Raw genomic sequence first — 19,440 nt, 5'->3', positions numbered from 1 at the left:
TGATGAATCGATATTTACCAGCGGCAAGATGATCGATGCCTGACCGTGCCGTTGCCTGCGGTTCAGCTTTCGGGGCGCAGCGCGGGCACGGCGCGCGCGGCATCGTCCGCGCGGATGCCCGGCGGCGGCGCGGCGGCGATACGTTCCTCGCCGCGCATCACCCGCGCGGCGAGACGGATCGCGCTGCGGATGCGCGGATAAGTGCCGCAGCGGCAGATATTGGTCATGGCTGCATCAACCTCGGCATCGCTGGGGTTGTTGTTCCTGCGGAGCAGCGCGGCGGCGGCCATGATCATTCCCGACTGGCAGAAACCGCATTGCGGCACCTGTTCGGCGACCCACGCCTGTTGAACGGGGTGGCTGCGGTCGCGCGAAAGTCCTTCGATCGTCGTCACGAAACGGCCTTCGCATTCGGCAATGGTGACCAGGCAGCTGCGGATCGCTTCGCCATCGATGTCGACGGTGCAGGCGCCGCAATCGCCCGTGCCGCAGCCATATTTGGTGCCGGTGAGGTTCGACGCATCGCGCAGCGCCCACAGCAGCGGCGTGTCGGGCTCCATGCGATATTCGACCGGGCGGTCGTTGACCGAGAATCGCGTCATGCCGCCTCTGTTAGCGCCCTTTGCCGATTAGTCACGCCAGCTTGTGTCGATCTTGTCGACCTTGCGCACCATGGCGTCGAACTCGGCCTTGCCCGACTGGCCGGGGATGGCGGCCATATGGAGGTCGCGCTGGTGGACCTTGATGACGTCGTCGCTTACCAGGATCGGTTTGCCCATGCTCATCGTCGCGAGCTGGATTTCGCACGCGCGCTGAAGCGCCCAATATTTGATGAAGGCGTCGGTAAGCGACTTGCCCATCACGACCGGGCCGTGGTTGCGCAGCATCAGGATGCGCTTGTCGCCAAGGTTCCTGACCAGCCGCTCGCCCTCTTCCTCGCGCACCGTCACGCCCTCGAAATCGTGATAGGCAAGCTGGCCGATGAAGTTGCAGGCATAGAAATTGGTCGGTTGCAGCCCGCCTTCGAGCCCGCAAACCGCCATCGTCGCGGTGGTGTGGGTGTGGATGATCGCGTGCGCATCGGGCAGGACGCGGTGGAACAGGCTGTGCTGGACGAAGCCCGCCTTGTTGACGTGCCAGGGATTATCCGCGTCGAGCTTGTTGCCGTCGATGTCGATCTTGATAAGGTTCGAAGCGCAAACCTCGCTGAAATGCAGGCCATAGGGGTTGATGAGAAAGGCGCCGTCCTGGTCGGGCACCTTCACCGTGATATGGTTGAAGATCATCTCGTCCCAACCCATCATCGCGAAAATGCGGTAACATGCGGCGAGCTCCTGCCGCGCTGTCCATTCGGCTTCGCTATATTTGCTGTTCCGCTTGAGCTGGGTCGCCATGTTCCTGTCCCCTGGATGATTGGTTTCGTCCTGCTACCTATGCCACAAGGCGCATGGCGCGCACAATCCCGCGTGCGGTTAAGGCGTCGACCGTGGGGGCAGCGCGCTTCGCCGCCTTTATGCTTGCATTTCGGGGCGAATCCCTCTAGTTGGCGTTCAACCGGAACGTCGCGTTTTCGCGGCGCTCTTTTTATTGCCCGAATATCGGCGGTTTGCGGCGGACCGGATGACCCGGTGGCCCGGACTGTTTTGACGAACAGGAGACGACACGGTTTATGCAGATCATCGTTCGCGACAATAATGTCGACCAGGCCCTTCGCGCGCTCAAGAAGAAGCTGCAGCGTGAGGGCGTGTATCGCGAAATGAAGCTGCGCCGTCATTACGAAAAGCCCAGCGAAAAGCGCGCTCGCGAGCGCGCCGCCGCTGTTCGCCGCGCCCGCAAGATGGAGCGCAAGCGGATGGAGCGCGACGGGATCAAGTAAGGCCCGTTCCCGTTCGGGATCCTGATCGAAAAAGGGGCGCTGCGGCAACGCGGCGCCCTTTTTTGTTTGCTGATCAAGCGATCGTGACGAGCGGGCGGCTGCCCACATTCACCTCATTCTCCCCTCGCGGTCATCGCGAGCGAAGCGACGCAATCCAGGGCGGTTTACGCTGCTCCGGACTTGCTTCGCTTCGCTCGACCCGAACGGAATTGCAGCGTTGCCGATTTGGCGCACAACGCTCGATGGGGATGGCCGCCTATTTTTTCAGCCCGATTTCGCGCAGGCGTTCCTGCAGATAATCGTCGGCGGTGATTGGCGTCGGGTAAAGATTGGGGTGGTCGGCGTCGATGCAGTTGTCCAGCGTTTCGATCAAATAGTCCGAACGGAAATGCAGGAAGAAGGGCATCGAATAGCGTGCGATGCTGGCGCGGCCTTCGTCGGGGTTGCGGACGCGGTGCGTCGTCGAGGGGAGGCGGTTGTTGGTCAGCCGCTGGAGCATGTCGCCGACATTGACCGCCATCGCGCCGGGCGGCGGCGAGACGGGAAGCCAGCTGCCGTCCTTGTCGAGTATTTCGAGCCCCGCTTCCTCGGCGCCCAACAGCAGGGTGATGGTGTTGATGTCCTCATGCGCTTCGGCGCGGATACCCTTGGCGGGCGCTTCGACAGGGGGGTAGTGGAGCAGGCGCATCACGCTGTTCCCGTCCTTCACCGGGTCGTCGAAGAAATCGGGGGCGAGGCCGAGATAGCGCGCGATTCCCGACAGGAGCTGACCGCCGACACGGTCGAACTCGGCGAAAAGCTTGTCGTAAACGGCGCGGAATCCCTCGATCTCCGTTGGCCAGACATTGTTCGGCTGCTGCGCGGCGAGCGGGTGGCCGGGCGGCAGGTCGCGCCCGACGTGCCAGAACTCCTTGAGATCGACCTCTTTGGCGCCCTTGGCGATTTCGGTGCCGAACGGCGTGTAACCGCGCGCGCCGCCGCCGCCGGGAATGTGATAGGCGCGCTTGACCGCTTCGGGCAGCGCGAAAAACGCCTTGGCTTTCGCCCAGGCTTCGTCGACCAGCGCGGCGTCGATGCCGTGATCGGTGATCATCGCAAAGCCGAAACGCTCGAACGACGCCCCGAAATCGCGCGCGAACTGGTCGGCGGGAAGGGCCATGGAAATGACGGGGACGGCAGCGGTCATCATTACATCCGTAGTGAGGGGTATGGAGATCGCCTGTTTAGCCAAGATTTCCCTTGTGTCGAGCGAAGTCGAAACGCGGTTTGACGCCGCGTCGCCCCACGGCGCATCCCGATTTCGCCCGATGCCAGAAGTGCAGCTTGCGCGCGCCAGGGCAGGGCGACGATGACGGAAAACAATCCTGCGCTCTTTTCACGGCCGGGCAGGTTGATAAGAGAGCGGCATGGCAAAACAATATTGGCTGATGAAATCCGAACCCGACGCCTATGCGTGGGGCCAGCTCGTCCAGGATGGCACCGGCATCTGGGACGGTGTGCGCAATCACACCGCGAAGCTGAATCTGATGGCGATGAAAAAGGGCGACGAAGCGCTTTTTTATCATAGCAATATCGGCAAGGAATGCGTGGGGATCATGGAGATCGTCGAGGAGAGCTTCCCCGACCCGACCGCCGAAGAAGGATCGCCCTGGGTTGTGGTGCGCGTGGCGCCCGTGCGCGCGCTGGCGCATCCCGTGACGCTGGCGGCGATCAAGGCCGAGCCGCGGCTTGCCGGCATGGATCTGATCCGCCAGTCGCGCCTGTCGGTCGGGCGCGTGACGCCGGCCGAATGGAAGCTGATTCTGCAGATGTCGGAGACGGCCGCGGGTTGAATCGCCGACATGTCGCTGCGGTGTTCGCGGTTCATTCCCCGCCGCCGTCATGGCGAGAGAATGGATGCCGACCATGCTCCCGATGGTCTTGCCGTCGCCCGCCTCGACGTCAACGCAGCTTGATTTGCAGATGCCTGGCGACCGACGGGTGGAGCGGGCAGACGAACTCGCAACCATAATCATTGCCGTCGGCGCGGCGAACGATCGCTTCGAGCGGCTGGAGGCCGGGCAGGCTTACCCAGATATGTTTGCCAAGCTGCGGCCGGAAAAAGGTGACCATGCGAAAGCCGGTCGAGGAAAGATCGAACAATTCGACGTCGAAGGGGTTGAGCCCCGGTTCCCGGTAGCGTGCGCGGCCGCGAACCGGCGCGCGCTCGGCGCCGCGTGCTCTTTTGAGCGCCGATCCGGTTTCGATGCTGTGGTATCCCAACACGGCCATGACCCCCGCCTGTCTCTGTCTGACGGACAGGATATGATCGTGTTGGTTACCCCGAAATGAAGCGATATGGTGAAGACGCGCGCGTCCTTGTCCCATAACGGGTCGGATCGTGGGCGGTCTCGGCAGGTCAGTGCCATCCGGTTCCGAGGAAAATCAAGCCGCTCGCTTGATGGAGGCTCGGGGCGAAGCGCGATAGCGGACTAGTCCGGCGCGCGCACGCGGCCGCGCCCGGCCTTGATTGCGCCCCGCGCCTTCTTGCCATCGACGCGCCGCGCTTTTGCGGCCTTGCTCGGCCTGGTCTTGATGCGGCGTTCGGGGCGGACGAGCGCGGCGTCGATCAGTTCCGAGAGGCGCGCGCGCGCGTCGGTGCGGTTCGCTTCCTGCGTGCGGAAGCGGCGTGCGAGGATGACGAGTTCGCCGTCGCTGGTGAGCCTGCTGCCCGCAAGCACCTTTAGCCGCCGGAAGGCATCGGGGGCGAGACCGAGCGCGTAGACGTCGACGCGAAGCTGGCACGCGGTCGCGACCTTGTTGACATTCTGTCCGCCCGGCCCCGAGCCGGCGAGAAACTTCTCGCGGATCGCATGTTCCGGGATGTCAGCCACGGGTCGGTGCAGCCCCTTCGGGCACGGCGAACCCCAGCGCGGCGAAAGCGTCGGGAAAGGGCGCCTCGGCAATTATGGACGGCTTGACGTCACGTTTTACCACCAGTCGTTCGGCGTGGAGCAATGTGCGGTCCTTCGCACCGCCGCTGCCATAGACGGGGTCGCCCGCGAGCGGAAAACCAAGTCCTTCAAGCGCGTGGACGCGCAGTTGGTGCGTGCGGCCGGTTTCGGGACGGAAGCGCAGCAGCGCGCGGCCGTCCACGACGGCAAGCTTTTGCCAATGTGAGAGCGCGGGCTTTCCGGCGGGATTGACGACCATCCGCCATCCTGCCTCGGCGGTCGAGGTTTTGGCGAGCGGCAGGTCGATGGTGCCGCCGTCGTCCGCGGGCACGCCGTCAAGGATGGCGAGATATTGTTTTTCGACCGCGCGCTCCTCGAACGCGCGGGTGAAGCGGCCGTGCGCCCTGGGATTGCGCGCGAGGAGCAGACAGCCCGATGTGTCGCGGTCGAGCCGGTGAACGGGCATCGGCCAGCGCTTGAATCCGAAGCGCAGCGAGTCGAGATGGTTCTCGATGCTGAGGCTGCCGTCGCGCGGGGCGTCGACGGGAAGCCCGGCCGGCTTGTCGATGACGAGCGCTTCGCCGTCGAGGAAAAGGACGCGGTCGGAAAGGAGCATGGTGCGCTATAGGGCGCGGCGCGCGCGGGTGGAAGCCCCCAAGCCTGCTCGCCCTGCCTTCCTGTCGGGCCATCCCGGCCTTCGCCGCGACGACGGGGTAAGGGATTCGGCCCTAGCGCTTCATGCACTGGCGCGCGTCGTCGCGCCTGTATTCGGCGCAGTTCCACAGCGCCTTTTCAAACCCCGCCTTGTCGTCGCGGAGATAGGAAAAGCTCATCGCCGCGCGCTGCGTGTCGGACATCGCGTCGCTGTCGGGTTTGAGCACCGGATTGGTCCAGCCCATGAATTTGCAATAGGGCTGGTCGCCGCAGAGGCGAAGCGCGGTGGTGACGAAGCTTTCGGGCGCGGCGCGGCGATCGAGCTGGACATAGATGGTGTCGCGCCCCGCAGCGTCGCCAAGACCCGGCACGACGCGTGCCGCGCCGACGGCGGCATTGGCGTCCGTGGGGGCGGTGTCGGCGGGCAGGCCCAGCGCGGCAGCATGGAGCGACGAAATGGCGGCGAGCTTGGCGACTGGCCCGTCGCCGCCCGACACCATGCCGCGAAAGGCGCCCGGCGTGCCCCAATAGCCGGGCCAACGGAAAAAGAGGTGCGTATCGACGATGGCGATCTTCTCGAGGCTGTCACTCCAATATGGGCGCACCCAGTCGGTGTGATAATGGGTTGCGAGTCCGACCGGCGGATAGGTGCCGCCCGACAGCATCAGATCGGCATTGTCGCGCGCGCGCTGCCATGCTGCGTCCGAATAGCGACGGTTGAGAGCCCCGTCGCAGGTGAAGGTGAACTGACAGCCGGTCGCGCGTTCGGACCCCTGAAAGACAACGCCGCAGATCGATTTGGGAAAGGCGGGGTGGCGCGCCCGATTGATGACGACCTGTCCCACCGCCTGCTGCCCGCGCGCATCGTCGCCCGCTTCGTAGAGCATCGCGGCGGCGAGGCAGTCGCGGGCGCGGGCGCGGGCGTCACCGTTGCCGGCATAGACGAAAGGACGCGGGGCGACGAAGCCCCTGGTGACAAGCGCAATCGCGGCATTCTGCGCGCGCGCGTCGGCCTCGGTCACCGGCGCAAAGACCATCGGCGGCACCTGCGGCACGACATCGGCGGGCGGCGCGACGGGATGCGGGCGCGGGCCGCGGGTGTCGCGGTTGCCGCTCGCATCGAGGACGGCCCCGACGGCGAGCGCCGCGAGCAGGACGAACAGCCAGCCCGTCCAGTCGCGCCGTGGCGGCACCGGCCGATCGCTTGTCGCGTTCATGGCGAAAGGTCAGATTTCCGGCAGGAAGTCGGGCACCGACAGGTAGCGTTCGCCGGTGTCGTAGTTGAAACCGAGCACGCGGCTGCCCGGCGGCAGGTCGGCAAGTTTTTGCCGGATCGCGGCGAGCGTGGCGCCCGACGAGATTCCGACGAGCATCCCTTCCTCAATCGCGGCGCGGCGCGCCATGTCCTTTGCCGCGGCGGCATCGACCTTGATCACCCCGTCAAGCAGGTCGGTGTGGAGATTGCGCGGAATGAATCCGGCGCCGATGCCCTGGATCGGGTGGGGTGCGGGCTGGCCGCCCGATATCACCGGCGAGGCTTCGGGTTCGACCGCAAAGACTTTCAGGTTCGGCCAATGCGCTTTCAGGAACTGCGCGCAGCCGGTGATGTGGCCGCCGGTGCCGACGCCGGTGATCAGCACGTCGATCGGCGTATCCTTGAAATCGGCAAGGATTTCGGGTCCGGTGGTGCGGACATGGACGTCGATGTTCGCTTCATTTTCGAACTGCTGCGGCATCCATGCGCCGGGGGTGGTCTCGACCAGCTCGATCGCGCGCTCGATCGCGCCCTTCATTCCCTTTTCGCGCGGGGTGAGGTCGAAGGTCGCGCCATAGGCCAGCATCAGGCGGCGGCGTTCGAGCGACATCGATTCGGGCATGACGAGCACGAGCCTGTAGCCCTTTACCGCCGCGGCCATCGCCAGGCCTATGCCAGTGTTGCCCGATGTCGGCTCGACGATCGTGCCGCCCTCTTTCAGGCTGCCGTCGCGCTCGGCCGCCTCGATCATCGCCAGGCCGATGCGGTCCTTGATCGATCCGCCCGGATTGCTGCGTTCGGACTTCACCCAGACTTCGGCATCGGGGAAAAGCTTGGCCATGCGAATGTGCGGCGTGTTGCCGATCGTATCGAGGATGGAATTGGCTTTCATGTCGATCCTGCCTTGAATTGGGGTTCAAAGGTACGCGCCCGGCGCAGTTCGGGGAATATCCATGCCCATAGCGCCGTCACGCCGATCGCGCCAGCGCCGCCGATCACCACCGCGCCGACCGGACCCAGGGCCGCGGCCATCGCGCCCGCGCGCATTTCGCCGAGCTCGTTCGATGCCGATATGGCGAGGCCCGATGCGGCGCTGACGCGGCCGCGCATATGATCGGGCGTGTTGAGCTGGATCAAGGTGCCACGCACGAAGACCGAGAACATGTCGGCGCCGCCCATGACGACGAGCAGGCCAAGAGACAGGAGGAGGCTGGTCGAAAAGCCAAAGGCGACGGTCGTCGCGCCGAACACCGCGACCGCCCACAGCATCTTGACCCCGACATTGCGCTCGATCGGGCGGACGGCGAGACCCACAGCGACCGCGACCGAGCCAAGGGCGACGGCGGCGCGCATCAATCCGGCTCCTTCCGGTCCCGCATCCAGGATGTCGCGCGCAAAGACCGGGAACATCGCGGTCGCGCCGGCAAGCAGCACGGCGAACAGGTCGAGCGTGATCGTCCCCAGAAGGAAGCGTTCGACCCAGACGAATCGCAGACCGTCGACCATTTCGCGCAGCGGATGGCGGCGCACTTCGGCGGGCGGGGGTTGCACGGGCCGCACGCGGCTGAGGGTGAAGGCCGAGGCGGCGAGGAGGATGGCAGCGAAGACATAGACGGCGGCGGGATGCGCGGCATAGATGAGGCCGCCAGCGGCGGGGCCGATGACCGACGCCGACTGCCACGCGATGCTGCTCATCGCGATGGCGCGCGGCAGCACCGCGGGCGGCACGATGTTCGGTGCGATCGCGCTCATCGCGGGGCCCGAAAAGACGCGTGCGACGCCGTGCAGGGCGGCGAGTGCAAAGAGCAGCCAGAGCGTCAGTCCGTCGGTCCAGGTGAACCAGCCGAGCGTTGCGGCGATGAGGAGGTCGATGAGGTTCGAGAAGATGGCGACGCGCCGCCGCTCGAAGCGATCGGCCGCCCAGCCCGCGACAGGGGTGAGCACCGCAAGCGGGACGAACTGGAACAGGCCGAGCAGCCCAAGCTGGAACGACGCCTCCTTGATCGACATGCCATAATCGCTGCGCGCCGTGTCATAGAGCTGGTAGCCGATGACGACGACCATCGCGATCGTCGCCATTACCGCGGTGAAACGCGCGAGCCAGAAATAACGGAAATCGGGAAAGCTGAGCGGCGACTGCGCTTTGGGCGCCGCCTCCGGCATGACCGGATCTTCGCCTTCGGGGGGAGGGATCGTCGCCATCGCGCCTCACCTAAACAGCTTTTCGCGACTGTCCAGACGGCTTGGTGAACAGCGCGCGCCGAGATGCTGGCGAATCGGGGGCGGCGCGGCTAGCCTTGTGCGCGAGGGGGGGCGCGCCCATGGTCGATGTCTTCATTTCCTATTCGCGCGACAACAAGGCGCGGGTGGCCGATATTGCCGCAGCGGTGACTGCGGCGGGATATGACGTGTGGTGGGACGCCGAATTGCCGCCGCACCGCTCCTATGGCGACGTCATCACCGAAAAGATCGGCAGCGCGAAGGCCGCGATCGTCGTCTGGTCGCAGGCATCGGCACAGTCCGAATGGGTGCGCGCCGAAGCCGATGTCGCGCGCAACCAGAAGAAGCTGGTCCAGACGGCGATCGACGACGTCATGCCGCCGCTGCCGTTCAACCAGATCCAGTTTGCCGACCTCAGCGACTGGACGGGGGATCCGGCGCACAGCGGATGGCGCAAGGTGCTGATGAGTCTGGAAGAGTTGTGCGGGCGCGAGGCGGCGTCAGTGCCGCCGCCAAGACCCATCCCGGCCGCGCCGCCGCCGATGCCGCCGTTCGCTGACCCCGGCGCCGCGACGCCGCCCAGATCCTCCTTTCTGCCCTGGGTTTTGCTGGGGGTGGCGGTGGTCGCCGTCGCGCTGCTCGCATGGAAGCTGACGCAGCCCGCGCCGGTGGCGCCCGATGCGCCGCCGGTCGTGGCGGAGAAAGAAGGCGATGCCGCCGCAAGGCCAAGCGCTGCGGCAGGCGCGCCGACGGCGAGCGCGCCTGCCGAGGCTTTCACCCTTGCCGCGGTGATCGACGATCCCGACGGCTTTACCAACATTCGCGCGGGTCGCGGGACCAGACACGCGATCATCGGCAAGGTGCTGGAGGGCGAGACGTTTCTGACTTACCGGCAACCGGGCGCCTGGTGGCGCGTGCGCAAGGCCGACGGCACGACGGGTTTCATGTACCGAAAATATATCCGCCTGATCGAAGACGCGGCGGCGCCTGCGGTCGTGGACGTTCCGGCCGGGGTTGGCGGCAGCGGCGTGGTCATCCCCGATTCGTCGGAGCGGCTGCTCTCCCCGGACGAGCTGAGAGGGCTGAGCGCGGGCGAGCTGCGGATCGCGCGCAACGAGATTTTCGCGCGGCACGGGTTCCGTTTCAGCGACCCGGCGTTGCGCGCGCATTTCGGGCGGTTCGACTGGTATCGCCCGGCGAGCGTGACCGTGGAGTTGTCGGACGTCGAAAAGGCCAATGTCGCGCTGCTCAGATCGGCCGAAGCCGCAGCGCGGTGATCGCGGCCGACGACCCGGTGGCGGCGGTCGAGGCCGAGGTCGCGTGGCGGCTGGAGCGCGGCGATGCGCTGACCGCGTTCGACCGCGCGGCGGCGGCGCACCGCGACGGGCTCGACAGCGCGCGGCTGTGCTATCTGATGGTGCGCGCGCTCGCAGCGTCGGGCGACAGCATGGGCGCGATGGCGCTGTACGAACGGCTGGGACTCGCGGCGTCGGACGACGTCGATTGCGTCGCGCTTGCCGGGCGGATCTGGAAGGACGCCGCCTTCGACCACGCGGGCGCGCGCCGCACCGAATTGCTGGCGCGCGCCGCCGCGGCCTATGAGCGGGCCTTTGCGCTGTCGGGTGCGGCTTTTCCGGCGATCAATGCCGCTAGCCTGTGCGCGCTGCTCGGCGATCGTGCGCGGGTCGCGGCATTGGCGCGGCCGATTGCGATGGCGGGCGCGGGTGAGGATTATTGGGAGCAGGCGACGCTCGCCGAGGCGCTGCTGCTGACGGGGCGCGGCGCCGAGGCGCGGCAGGCCGCCGAAGCGGCGTGTGCGGTCGCTGCCCGGCGGATCGGCGATCGCGCCGCGACCTGCCGCCAGATCGCGCGGCTTGCGGCGGCGGGTGCGATCGACGGCGACGGTGCCGCGGCGGTGATCGAGGTGCTGCGTCCGCCGCCGGTCGGGGTCTATTGCGGGCGGATGTTCCGCGCGGGCGGGGCGGGCGAAGCCAGCGCCCGCGCCGCGATCGCCGCTGCGCTCGACGCACAGCCGCTGTCGGCGCTGATCGGCCCGCTGGCGTGCGGTGCCGACATTCTTTTTGCCGAAGAAGCGATGGCGCGCGATATCGACCTGTCGGTGGTGCTGCCCTTTGCCGAAGAGGATTTTATCGCCCAGTCGGTCGTATCGGGCGGCGCCGACTGGTTGCCGCGATATGAGGCGTGCCGCGCCGGGGCGGCCACGGTCCATCTGGCGAGCGGCGCGCGCTATGTCGGGGACGATGGCTAGTTCGTGCTGGGGGCGCAGACGATGATGGGGTTGGCGCGGCTGCGCGCGCGCGAGCTGGAAACCGAGGCGATGCAGTTTGCGGTGATCGACGGCGATGCGCGGTCTGTTGATGCGATGGCGGGAACCGATGCTGATGTCGCGCTGTGGCAGCGCTGCGGCGGGCGGACCGTCGGGCTTGTCGCCAAGGGGTTGGACCGCGCGCTCGACTTTCCGGCGGCGCCAACCGTGCCCGATGGAGCGCGGCGGGGACTTTACGCGATATTGTTCGCCGATTTCGCGGGCTTTTCCCGGCTGGGAGAGGCGGAACTGCCGGTTTTCGCGCGTGAGGTGATGGGCGGTGTCGGCCGCGTTCTCGACAGGTTTGGCGAGGCGGTGCTGTTCCGCAACACCTGGGGCGATGCGGTTTATGCGGTGATCGACGCGCCGACGACTGCGGCGCGGATTGCGCTGGCGATGCAGGATGCGCTGCGAGTGCTGCCCGCGGGGCTGGGGCTGGAAGGGACGCGCGCGGGAATGCGTATCGGCGTTCATTTCGGCCCGATTTATCGCGGCATCGACCCCATAGTCGGCGGTGAGCTGTGGTATGGGACCGAGGTTACGCGCACCGCGCGGATCGAGCCGGTGACGCTGGTCGGGCAGGTCTATTGCACACAGCCGCTGGCGGCGATGCTGGCGCTGGACGATGTGGGCGATTTCGCGTGCGACTATGTCGGCAAGGTGCGGCTCGCCAAGGATTATGGCGAACTGGCGCTGTATCGCCTGTCGCGGCGGTCAGACTGACGGCGCACGAACGCGCGCGATGAAAAAGCCGTCGAGGCCGCCGGCGTCGGCAAGCTGGCCGGGAAGCGTGCGGACGAAGCCGTTGGCGTCGGGCACGATTCCGGCGGGAAGCTCGTCCGCGCGCGCAGGCTCGATTGTCCAGCGCGTATTGGCCTCGACGAAGGCGGCGATCTGATCCTCGCCCTCGGCACGTTCGAGCGAGCAGGTCGCGTAGACGAGCGTGCCGCCCGGTTTGACCCAATCCGCCGCGCGCGCAAGAAGTTCAGATTGCAGCACCGCCATCTCTGCGATCTGGCGCGGCTCGATGCGGTGGAGGACGTCGGGGTGGCGGCGGAAGATGCCCGTCGCCGAACAGGGAGCGTCGAGCAGCACGGCATCGGCCGCGGAACCGGGCGCCCAGCTGCGGATGTCGCCCTGCACCACCTCGGCCGCGAGGCCGGTGCGCGCAAGGTTGGCGCGCAGCCGTTCGAGGCGTCGGGCGCTGGCATCGACCGCAGTGACCGCCCATCCGGCGGCCGCAAGCTGCATCGTCTTGCCGCCCGGCGCAGCGCAGAGGTCGAGAATGGTCCGCCCGTCGCCCGCACCGAGGAGGCGGGCGGGCAGGCTTGCGGCGAGATCCTGTACCCACCAGCCGCCTTCGGCAAAACCGGGCATGGCTTCGACCGCCTGCCCGCGCGGCAGACGGCGGTGGCGCGGTGCGAGCGCCACCGCATCGGGCCATTCGTCGGAACCGGGTTCGGCGGCAAAGCTGAGGTCGATCGGCGGCGGGGCGCTCCAGCTTGCGGCGGCCGCGTCGACCATGGGTGCGCCCCATATCGCAGCCCAGCGCGCGGCGGCAGGGGACGGCAAGGTCGCGTGCTCCGGCAGTTCCCAATTTTCCTGCTGCGCGCGCGACAGGATCGCGTGGACGAGGCGGCGCGGGCCGCCGTCGACGAGCGGCAGTGCGGTCGCGACAACGGCGTGGGCGGGACTTTTGAGCACGAGCAGCTGCGCCAGCGCGATCCTGAGCACCGCGCGCGATTTCACGTCGTCGGGCAAGGACTGCGCGGTCGCGCCGTCGATCAGCGCATCGATGTCGGTCATCCAGCGCAGCGCCTCCGACGCGATGGCGACGGCAAAGGCGCGGTCGGCGCCGGCCAGCCCCTGCGCCGCGGCATGCATCGCGATGTCGAGCGGATCGCCGCGGCGCAGAATCGCGTCGAGCAGCCGCAGCGCCGCGCGCCGCGGCGCAAGGCCCGGCGGATCGACCTCGCCGCGCGGCCGTTTGCGCCGGGCAGGGCGGCGATCAGCCATGACGGGCCAGGGCATGGTTGGCGGCAGGCATCGATGATCCTATATGGCGGGCATGACCGACATCAGTGACGATGCGACCATCGGCGGAACGCCACGCGCTGTAAAGCGCCCGCAGCATGTGAAGCCGCCCGCAGGCTGGACGAACAGCCCGTTGCCATCGCCCGCACCGATCCGCGAGGATCGCGCCGAGGATCAGCCGGGCGGCCGCAATCCGGTGCGCTATGGCGATTGGGAGCTGAACGGGATTGTGGTCGACTTCTGACCGCCGCTGCAAAAAACCGCCCCCGTGCAGTGCGGAGGCGGCTTTTTTGTTACAGGTCAGACCGTCGGCGCTTCGCTGACAAGCTGCATCTTGCCGCTCTTTACCTGTTCGGCGAAAACCTCGCGCATCAGTTGCAGCGAGAAGAGGTGCGCGAAGATGAGGCCGAGAATGCCGTTCTGCATCAGCTTGCGCAGCACGTCACCGCGCAGTTCGCGCAGCTTGTTCTCGTCGACCATCTGGAAACCGCGATAGATATAGGGCTTGTCATGGCCTTCCTGCTGGATCGCGACTTCGCCGTCCATAAGGAGGTCGGCCTTCTTCAGCTCTTCCATGAACATGCCGGTGCGCTGACCGGCTTCCTCGAAATTCTTGCAGAACTCCAGCACCGCCTTGACCTGGTCCGACGGCTGGCCGTCGACGAACAGCGCGTCGCCCTCGTCGAACTTGCCGATCGCGCCCGATGTCGGGTCGAAACAGAGCGACAGCTCTTCGGTGTTGGGCTGAAGCTTGGCGAGGAGGAAGGGGTAGCGGCGGATATAGGCCGGGACATAAACCGGATTGATGAGCTTGCCCTGGTCGTCGACGAAGGTGTTGATCCCTTCGTTGAGACCCATCAGCGCAAGCGGAACGGGATTGTCGCCGGCCGAAAAGACGATCGGGTAAAAGCGGCACGCCGACACGAATTCGTCCGAGGTCAGCGGGACCGCGTGCTGGCCGACGAGGAACTCCGCGCTGTCGAGCGGGCGCGCGTGGAAATCGGCGTGATCGACGCTCGAAAGCGGGGTGAGGTCTTTGTAGAACAGCGGCAGGTTGGCAGGTGCGGGCGCGGTGGCCATGATCGAACTCCGGTAAGATGTCCCGCGCGGGCGGGCACGCAAAAAGATAAGGCGCCTTATTGGCCCGGCGCGTGCGGCGCAAGGGGGCGATGACGCAAGGCGGGTGAAGTGTCAGGCGATCAGCTTGCCCGGATTGAAGATACCCGCGGGGTCCAGCCCGCGCTTGACGCCGCGCAATGCCGCGAGCCGCGCCGGACTGTCGAGCTCGGCAAGGATATCGCGCTTCATCTGGCCGATGCCATGTTCGGCCGAAATCGACCCGCCGAGCTCGATCACATGGGTGTAGACGAGGCGGCTGACGTCGGAGCCGTGCGCGGCGATCCACGCCGCCCCGTCGCCACCGCGCGGCGGCTGGACATGATGATGGACATTGCCGTCGCCCAGATGGCCGAAGGAGAGGGTCCGCACGCCGGGGAAGGCGGCGGCGATACGGGCAGGGTTGTCGGCGATGAAGGCGGGCATCAGGTCGACGGGAACGCTGACGTCGTGCTGAAGCGCCGGGCCGTCGACGCGCTCAGCCTCTGAAATCGAGTCGCGCAGCCGCCAGAAATCCTCGCTCTCGCGGTCATTCTTGGCGAGCGCGACGTCGCGGACGAGCCCCGCGTCGAACGCGGCGGCGAGCTGCCCTTCAAACGCGTCGCCGAGCGCCGCATCATCGGCGCCGACCAGTTCGGCGAGCACATGCCAGGGATGCGTGGCGGCAAGCGGCGCGCGCGTGCCGGGGATATGGCGCAGCACCGCGTCGAGGCAGGCGTGCGGGATCAGCTCGAACCCCTCGAGCGCGCGGCCCATCGCGGCATCGAGGCGGCGGAGAAGCACCAGGGCGACGTCGGGCGATTCGACGCCGATCCACGCGGTGCGCCGCGCCGCCGCCGCGGGGACGAGATGCAGCGCCGCGGCGGTGACGACGCCGAGCGTGCCTTCGGCGCCGCACAAGAGGTGCTTGAGGTCGTAACCGCGATTGTCCTTCTTGAGCGGCGCGAGGCCGTCGAAGATGCCGCCGTCGGGCAGCACGGCCTCGATCCCCGCGACGAGCGCGCGCATCGTGCCGTGCCGCAGCACCTGCGTCCCCCCCGCATTGGTCGAAACCAGCCCGCCGATCGTCGCCGATCCCTTGCCGCCGAGCGTCAGCGGGAAGCGCAAGCCGTGCGCGAGCACGGCGTCATGGAAGGCCTGGAGGATCACGCCCGCCTCGGCGACTGCGATCCGGGCCTTGACGTCGATCCGGCGGACGCGGTTCATGCGGCGGAGGCTGAGCAGCAGCTGGTTGCCGCTGGCGTCGGGGGTGGCGCCGCCGACCATGCCGCTGTTCCCGCCCTGCGGCACGATCGCGACGCCCGCTTCGGCGCAGAGCCGCACCACGGCGGCGACCTCTTCGGTGGTGGCGGGCGACAGCATCGCCGCAGCTTGGCCACGATATTTGCCGCGCCAGTCGGTGAGCCATGGCGCCATCGCGTCGGCGTCGGCGCTGAACCCTTTGGCGCCCAGCAGATCGGCGAGCGCCCGGAGCAGCGAAGGGGAAGGGGGGCGCGTCATGTCGTTCGGTTCGGCCTTGTCCGGGTTCGCGGCCGACCCGGCCGCGTGTTGCAGTTCATGGGTTGTTCAATCATGGACGGTAAAGCTGCGATGGACAAATAATGTCTTTACGTCCAGCGGGGATGGGCGCGGGAGTGACGAGTGAGCGGCGATATGAGTGACGATGCGCGAACGGCGGTGGCGCGGCGGTGCTGACGGCAGCTTTCCTGTGGATCATGGCCGCGCCCGCGGCCGATGTGGCGTCGCCCGTTCCGGTTCCAGAGGCGTTGATGCCTGCCCCGCCCCCGGCGCCCGATGCACCGCTGTCCTTCTGGCAGATGGTGATCGAACGACAGCTGATCATCCGCGTGCCCGCGCAGCGTTCGCAACTCAACAATTTTGCCGCCCCGCCGCCGCCGCGCATCGCCGATGTTCCCATTGTATGGAAAGAAAAAAAGGCTCCGAAATGCGTGGCCATGCGCAATATCGTGGGGATGAGCGCGGCGCAGCGCGACAGCATCGACCTGATCACGCGGCAGAAGCAGCGATTGCGCGCGCAGCTCAACCGCGGGTGCCGGGCGCTCGATTTCTACGCCGGTTTTTACATGGAAGGCAGCAAGGACGGAAAGCTTTGCGAGGACCGCGACGAAATCCATGCGCGCACGGGCGCGAAGTGCGAGGTCGACAAGTTTCGCCTGCTGGTTCCGGTCCGCGACGACGATTGAGCGTCTTTTTCACCGGTATTCCTTGACTTTTTGCCGCGATTTGCCCAATGGCCGCGGCATCGCTCGCCTGCGTGGGCGGCTGGGCGAAGCCTCTCTTTTTCCGGACATGATACCACATGAAATTTGCCGATCTCGGCCTTTCCGACGAACTTTTGCGCGCGATCGACGAGTCGGGCTATAGCGAACCGACGGCGATCCAGGCGGGGGCGATCCCGTCGGTGCTGATGATGCGCGACATAATCGGCATTGCACAGACGGGGACGGGCAAAACGGCGTCCTTTGTGCTGCCGATGATCGACATATTGGCGCATGGTCGCGCCCGCGCCCTGATGCCGCGCTCGCTGATCCTGGAGCCGACGCGCGAACTGGCCGCGCAAGTCGCTGAAAACTTTGAAAAATACGGCAAATATCACAAGCTGTCGATGGCGCTGCTGATCGGCGGGGTGCAGATGGGCGATCAGGTCAAGGCGCTGGAAAAGGGCGTCGACGTGTTGATCGCGACGCCGGGCCGACTGATGGACCTGTTCGAGCGCGGCAAGATTTTGCTCACCGGCTGCAACCTGTTGGTAATCGACGAGGCCGACCGGATGCTCGACATGGGATTCATTCCCGACATCGAGAATATCTGCACCAAGCTGCCCGCGAATCGGCAGACCTTGCTCTTTTCGGCAACAATGCCGCCGCCGATCAAGAAACTCGCCGACAAGTTCCTGTCGAACCCCAAGACGATCGAGGTTGCGCGTCCGGCGAGCCGCAACGAGAATATCGAGCAGTTCGTGGTCAAGACCAGCGAAAGGGGCAAGCGCGACACGCTGCGCGGGCTGATCGAGGCCGAGGATATGGCGACCGCGATCATCTTCTGCAACCGCAAGACGACCGTGCGCGAACTGGCGAAATCGCTTCAGCGCCACGGCTACAAGGCAGGCGAGATTCATGGCGACATGGACCAGTCGAGCCGCATCGCCGAACTCGATCGCTTCAAGGCGGGAACGATCAATATATTGGTGGCGTCGGACGTCGCGGCGCGCGGGCTCGACGTCAAGGGCGTCAGTCATGTGTTCAATTTCGACGCGCCCTGGCACCCCGACGATTATGTTCACCGCATCGGCCGCACGGGCCGCGCGGGAGCGAAGGGGCGCGCCTTCACATTGGTCACGCCGTCGGATGACGAGGCGATCGACAATATCGAGAAGCTGACGGGCTATAAGATCCCGGTGCATGGTGGCGGCGCGGCGAACCCGGCTTCGGCCCCGGAAAGCGACAAGGACGCGCGCGAACCGCGCCGCAGCGCACGCCGCGCGGAACCGAAAGCCGCGCGAGGGGCGAAGCGTGCCGCTGAAAAGCCGCGCGAGGCTCCGAAGAAGGACGCCGGACGCAGACCGGCGCCACAGGCCCGGCCCGACGATGACGATGGCGCCGATGATGGCTGGAACGGCCCGATGCCGAGCTTCCTGTCGGTTGGCTTCGGGACCTGAATCGAACCGGTCGGACGAAATCCGGTCGGATATGAAGGCCGCTTCGGGCTGGGAAGCGACCATGGCCAATTCCCCTGCGGCAAGGGGCGGGGAACCGCCGCGAAACGGTGGTGAACGGGGCGGGACGGTGCATCGCGGCGAGAGGTTCTGAGTTTCCGTCAGCCCTGCGTGCTGCCACCTTCCCGTTCCAGAAAATAACCGGAGCCTCGGCAACCGCGGGTTAGCCGCTGCCGCCGGACATTTTTACAACCGCACCAGCATCTTGCCGATATTCGCGCCCGAAAACAGGCCAAGGAAGGCGTCGGGCGCCGCCTCGATCCCGTCATGCACCGTTTCGCGGATCGTTACCGCGCCGCTGGCGAGCAGCCCGCTCATGTCGGCGTAGAACTCCTCCATGCAGTCGAAAAACTGGTCGGTGTAGATAAAGCCTTCCATGCGGATGCGCGCGGGGATGGTGCGGATGAGATATTTCATCTCCTGCGGCTTTGCGTCGTTATAGACGTCGATCATCCCGCAGATCGCGAAGCGCGCAAAATCATTGGCGGTCGCAAAAGCGGCGTCGAGATGTTCGCCGCCGACATTGTCGAAATAGATGTCGATTCCATTCTTGCCGAGCCGTTCCAGCGCGGCGGAGAGCTGGGGCAGCACCGGCCCCGCCTTGTAATCGACCACTTCATCGGCGCCGAGTTCGGCGACCCATGCGCATTTTTCGGCGCCGCCGGCCGAACCGATCACGGTCATCTCGCGTGCCTTCGCGATCTGCACAACCGCCGATCCGACCGCCCCTGCGGCCGCCGAGACGAAGACGGTATCGCCGGGTTTCGCCGCCGCGACGCGGAGCAGGCCGATCCACGCGGTGCCGCCGGTGAGGCCCATATTGTGCAGGAAAGTCTGCGGCGGCAGGCCCGCGTCGAGCAGCGCGGTCGGCAACTTGTTCGGCATCATGTCGAGGCCGATCACGCCGCCTTCGCGCCAGCCGCCCATGTGGAGGATCAGGTCGCCGGGGGCAAAGCCGTCCATCCGGCTTTCGATGACTTCGCCGATCGCGCCGCCGGTCATCGGCTGGTCGAGCCGGAAACTCGCGGCATAGCTTTTGGCGTCGTTCATCCGCCCGCGCATATAGGGATCGACCGAGAGCCAGCGGTTGCGCACGCGGAGCTGATCTTTTTCGAGCGGCGCGTCGGGCAGGTCGCGAAGCGCGAAATTGTCGATTGTCGGCAGCCCCTGCGGACGACTGGTCAAATGCCAGGCTTTCATCGGAATCCCCCCGTTCCCCAAAAAAACTTCCTGGCGACGGCAAAGGTCAGAAAAGCCGTTGCCACTGCCGGACTGTGCCGTTAAGACGCC

At 66.5% G+C, this 19,440-nt stretch carries 21 protein-coding genes; 8 read left to right on the top strand and 13 right to left on the bottom strand.

Annotated elements, in window-relative coordinates; translation table 11 throughout:
* Positions 1–62: 62 nt before the first annotated feature.
* Together HUW43_RS09560 and HUW43_RS09555 are read right to left on the bottom strand one after the other, a co-directional pair.
* Positions 63–602 carry a (2Fe-2S)-binding protein gene (locus HUW43_RS09560; RefSeq protein ID WP_188237184.1) on the bottom strand — a complete coding sequence of 180 codons (540 nt, stop codon included), beginning with the start codon at positions 600–602 and terminating at the stop codon, positions 63–65.
* A 27-nt stretch (positions 603–629) separates the two neighbouring features.
* The gene (locus HUW43_RS09555; protein ID WP_188237183.1) at positions 630–1,394 is read right to left on the bottom strand and encodes a class II aldolase/adducin family protein; all 765 of its coding nucleotides are present in this window, start codon (positions 1,392–1,394) and stop codon (positions 630–632) included.
* Positions 1,395–1,669: 275 nt separating this feature from the next.
* On the opposite strand from HUW43_RS09555, the gene rpsU reads away from it, so the two are divergent.
* Positions 1,670–1,876, top strand: coding sequence for a 30S ribosomal protein S21 (gene rpsU, locus HUW43_RS09550; protein WP_003047635.1), 207 nt, complete (start codon positions 1,670–1,672; stop codon positions 1,874–1,876).
* Positions 1,877–2,132: 256 nt separating this feature from the next.
* Here rpsU and HUW43_RS09545 read toward each other — a convergent pair whose 3' ends face one another.
* Positions 2,133–3,062: an isopenicillin N synthase family dioxygenase gene (locus HUW43_RS09545; protein WP_188237182.1), complete on the bottom strand. Its 930-nt coding sequence runs from the start codon at positions 3,060–3,062 to the stop codon at positions 2,133–2,135.
* Positions 3,063–3,282: 220 nt separating this feature from the next.
* Between HUW43_RS09545 and HUW43_RS09540 the strand changes: the two genes are divergently transcribed.
* Positions 3,283–3,708 carry an EVE domain-containing protein gene (locus tag HUW43_RS09540; RefSeq protein ID WP_188237181.1) on the top strand — a complete coding sequence of 142 codons (426 nt, stop codon included), beginning with the start codon at positions 3,283–3,285 and terminating at the stop codon, positions 3,706–3,708.
* Positions 3,709–3,817: 109 nt separating this feature from the next.
* On the opposite strand, the gene HUW43_RS09535 is transcribed toward HUW43_RS09540, so the two are convergent.
* The 6 genes from HUW43_RS09535 to HUW43_RS09510 all read right to left on the bottom strand — a co-directional run bounded on the left by HUW43_RS09535 (position 3,818) and on the right by HUW43_RS09510 (position 8,920).
* The gene (locus HUW43_RS09535; protein ID WP_188237180.1) at positions 3,818–4,147 is read right to left on the bottom strand and encodes a PilZ domain-containing protein; all 330 of its coding nucleotides are present in this window, start codon (positions 4,145–4,147) and stop codon (positions 3,818–3,820) included.
* A 200-nt stretch (positions 4,148–4,347) separates the two neighbouring features.
* Positions 4,348–4,749, bottom strand: a complete 402-nt coding sequence (gene arfB, locus HUW43_RS09530) for an alternative ribosome rescue aminoacyl-tRNA hydrolase ArfB (protein ID WP_188237179.1) — start codon at positions 4,747–4,749, stop codon at positions 4,348–4,350.
* The gene (locus tag HUW43_RS09525; RefSeq protein ID WP_188237178.1) at positions 4,742–5,425 is read right to left on the bottom strand and encodes an RluA family pseudouridine synthase; all 684 of its coding nucleotides are present in this window, start codon (positions 5,423–5,425) and stop codon (positions 4,742–4,744) included. Before HUW43_RS09525 ends, arfB begins: the two co-directional genes overlap by 8 nt.
* 112 nt (positions 5,426–5,537) lie before the next feature.
* Positions 5,538–6,680 (bottom strand): cell wall hydrolase, encoded by a 1,143-nt coding sequence (locus tag HUW43_RS09520; protein ID WP_188237177.1) that lies wholly within the window; start codon positions 6,678–6,680, stop codon positions 5,538–5,540.
* Between the two features lie 9 nt (positions 6,681–6,689).
* Positions 6,690–7,610, bottom strand: coding sequence for a cysteine synthase A (gene cysK / locus HUW43_RS09515; RefSeq protein WP_188237176.1), 921 nt, complete (start codon positions 7,608–7,610; stop codon positions 6,690–6,692).
* On the bottom strand, positions 7,607–8,920 hold the full coding sequence (locus HUW43_RS09510; RefSeq protein WP_223181410.1) for an MFS transporter: 1,314 nt from the start codon (positions 8,918–8,920) through the stop codon (positions 7,607–7,609). The genes cysK and HUW43_RS09510 overlap by 4 nt, the downstream gene beginning before the upstream one ends.
* Before the next feature lie 119 nt (positions 8,921–9,039).
* Here HUW43_RS09510 and HUW43_RS09505 point away from each other — a divergent pair, with 119 nt between their 5' ends.
* From HUW43_RS09505 to HUW43_RS09495, 3 genes are read left to right on the top strand one after another with little or no spacing between them, the layout of a single operon-like run.
* Positions 9,040–10,215 carry a TIR domain-containing protein gene (locus HUW43_RS09505; RefSeq protein ID WP_188237175.1) on the top strand — a complete coding sequence of 392 codons (1,176 nt, stop codon included), beginning with the start codon at positions 9,040–9,042 and terminating at the stop codon, positions 10,213–10,215.
* Positions 10,212–11,207 (top strand): TRAFs-binding domain-containing protein, encoded by a 996-nt coding sequence (locus tag HUW43_RS09500; protein ID WP_188237174.1) that lies wholly within the window; start codon positions 10,212–10,214, stop codon positions 11,205–11,207. Before HUW43_RS09505 ends, HUW43_RS09500 begins: the two co-directional genes overlap by 4 nt.
* Positions 11,208–11,210: 3 nt before the next feature.
* Positions 11,211–11,987 (top strand): adenylate/guanylate cyclase domain-containing protein, encoded by a 777-nt coding sequence (locus HUW43_RS09495; protein WP_188237173.1) that lies wholly within the window; start codon positions 11,211–11,213, stop codon positions 11,985–11,987.
* On the opposite strand, the gene HUW43_RS09490 is transcribed toward HUW43_RS09495, so the two are convergent.
* Positions 11,979–13,280, bottom strand: coding sequence for an RsmB/NOP family class I SAM-dependent RNA methyltransferase (locus HUW43_RS09490; protein WP_188237172.1), 1,302 nt, complete (start codon positions 13,278–13,280; stop codon positions 11,979–11,981). The genes HUW43_RS09495 and HUW43_RS09490 overlap by 9 nt on opposite strands.
* A 52-nt stretch (positions 13,281–13,332) precedes the next feature.
* Between HUW43_RS09490 and HUW43_RS09485 the strand changes: the two genes are divergently transcribed.
* A complete protein-coding gene (locus HUW43_RS09485; protein WP_188237171.1) occupies positions 13,333–13,542 on the top strand; it encodes a DUF1674 domain-containing protein in 210 nt (69 codons plus the stop codon).
* A gap of 56 nt (positions 13,543–13,598) precedes the next feature.
* Here the strand turns inward: HUW43_RS09485 and HUW43_RS09480 are convergent, their stop codons facing one another.
* Both HUW43_RS09480 and HUW43_RS09475 read right to left on the bottom strand, forming a co-directional pair.
* Entirely contained in the window at positions 13,599–14,378 is a 780-nt protein-coding gene (locus tag HUW43_RS09480) for a SapC family protein (protein WP_188237170.1), read from the bottom strand.
* A gap of 111 nt (positions 14,379–14,489) precedes the next feature.
* Positions 14,490–15,914, bottom strand: a complete 1,425-nt coding sequence (locus HUW43_RS09475) for an FAD-binding oxidoreductase (protein ID WP_188237169.1) — start codon at positions 15,912–15,914, stop codon at positions 14,490–14,492.
* 188 nt (positions 15,915–16,102) lie between these two features.
* Here HUW43_RS09475 and HUW43_RS09470 point away from each other — a divergent pair, with 188 nt between their 5' ends.
* Positions 16,103–16,618, top strand: a complete 516-nt coding sequence (locus tag HUW43_RS09470; RefSeq protein ID WP_188237168.1) for a hypothetical protein — start codon at positions 16,103–16,105, stop codon at positions 16,616–16,618.
* A 116-nt stretch (positions 16,619–16,734) separates the two neighbouring features.
* Positions 16,735–18,093: a DEAD/DEAH box helicase gene (locus tag HUW43_RS09465; RefSeq protein WP_188237167.1), complete on the top strand. Its 1,359-nt coding sequence runs from the start codon at positions 16,735–16,737 to the stop codon at positions 18,091–18,093.
* Positions 18,094–18,336: 243 nt separating this feature from the next.
* Here HUW43_RS09465 and HUW43_RS09460 read toward each other — a convergent pair whose 3' ends face one another.
* Positions 18,337–19,350 (bottom strand): NADP-dependent oxidoreductase, encoded by a 1,014-nt coding sequence (locus HUW43_RS09460; RefSeq protein WP_188237166.1) that lies wholly within the window; start codon positions 19,348–19,350, stop codon positions 18,337–18,339.
* Between the last annotated feature and the right edge of the window lie 90 nt (positions 19,351–19,440).

Source organism: Sphingopyxis sp. LK2115 (assembly GCF_014595975.1).
In the GTDB taxonomy this organism is placed as follows: domain Bacteria; phylum Pseudomonadota; class Alphaproteobacteria; order Sphingomonadales; family Sphingomonadaceae; genus Sphingopyxis.
Note: the sequence above shows the minus strand (reverse complement) of the source record. Positions and strands in the feature narration are given on the sequence as shown.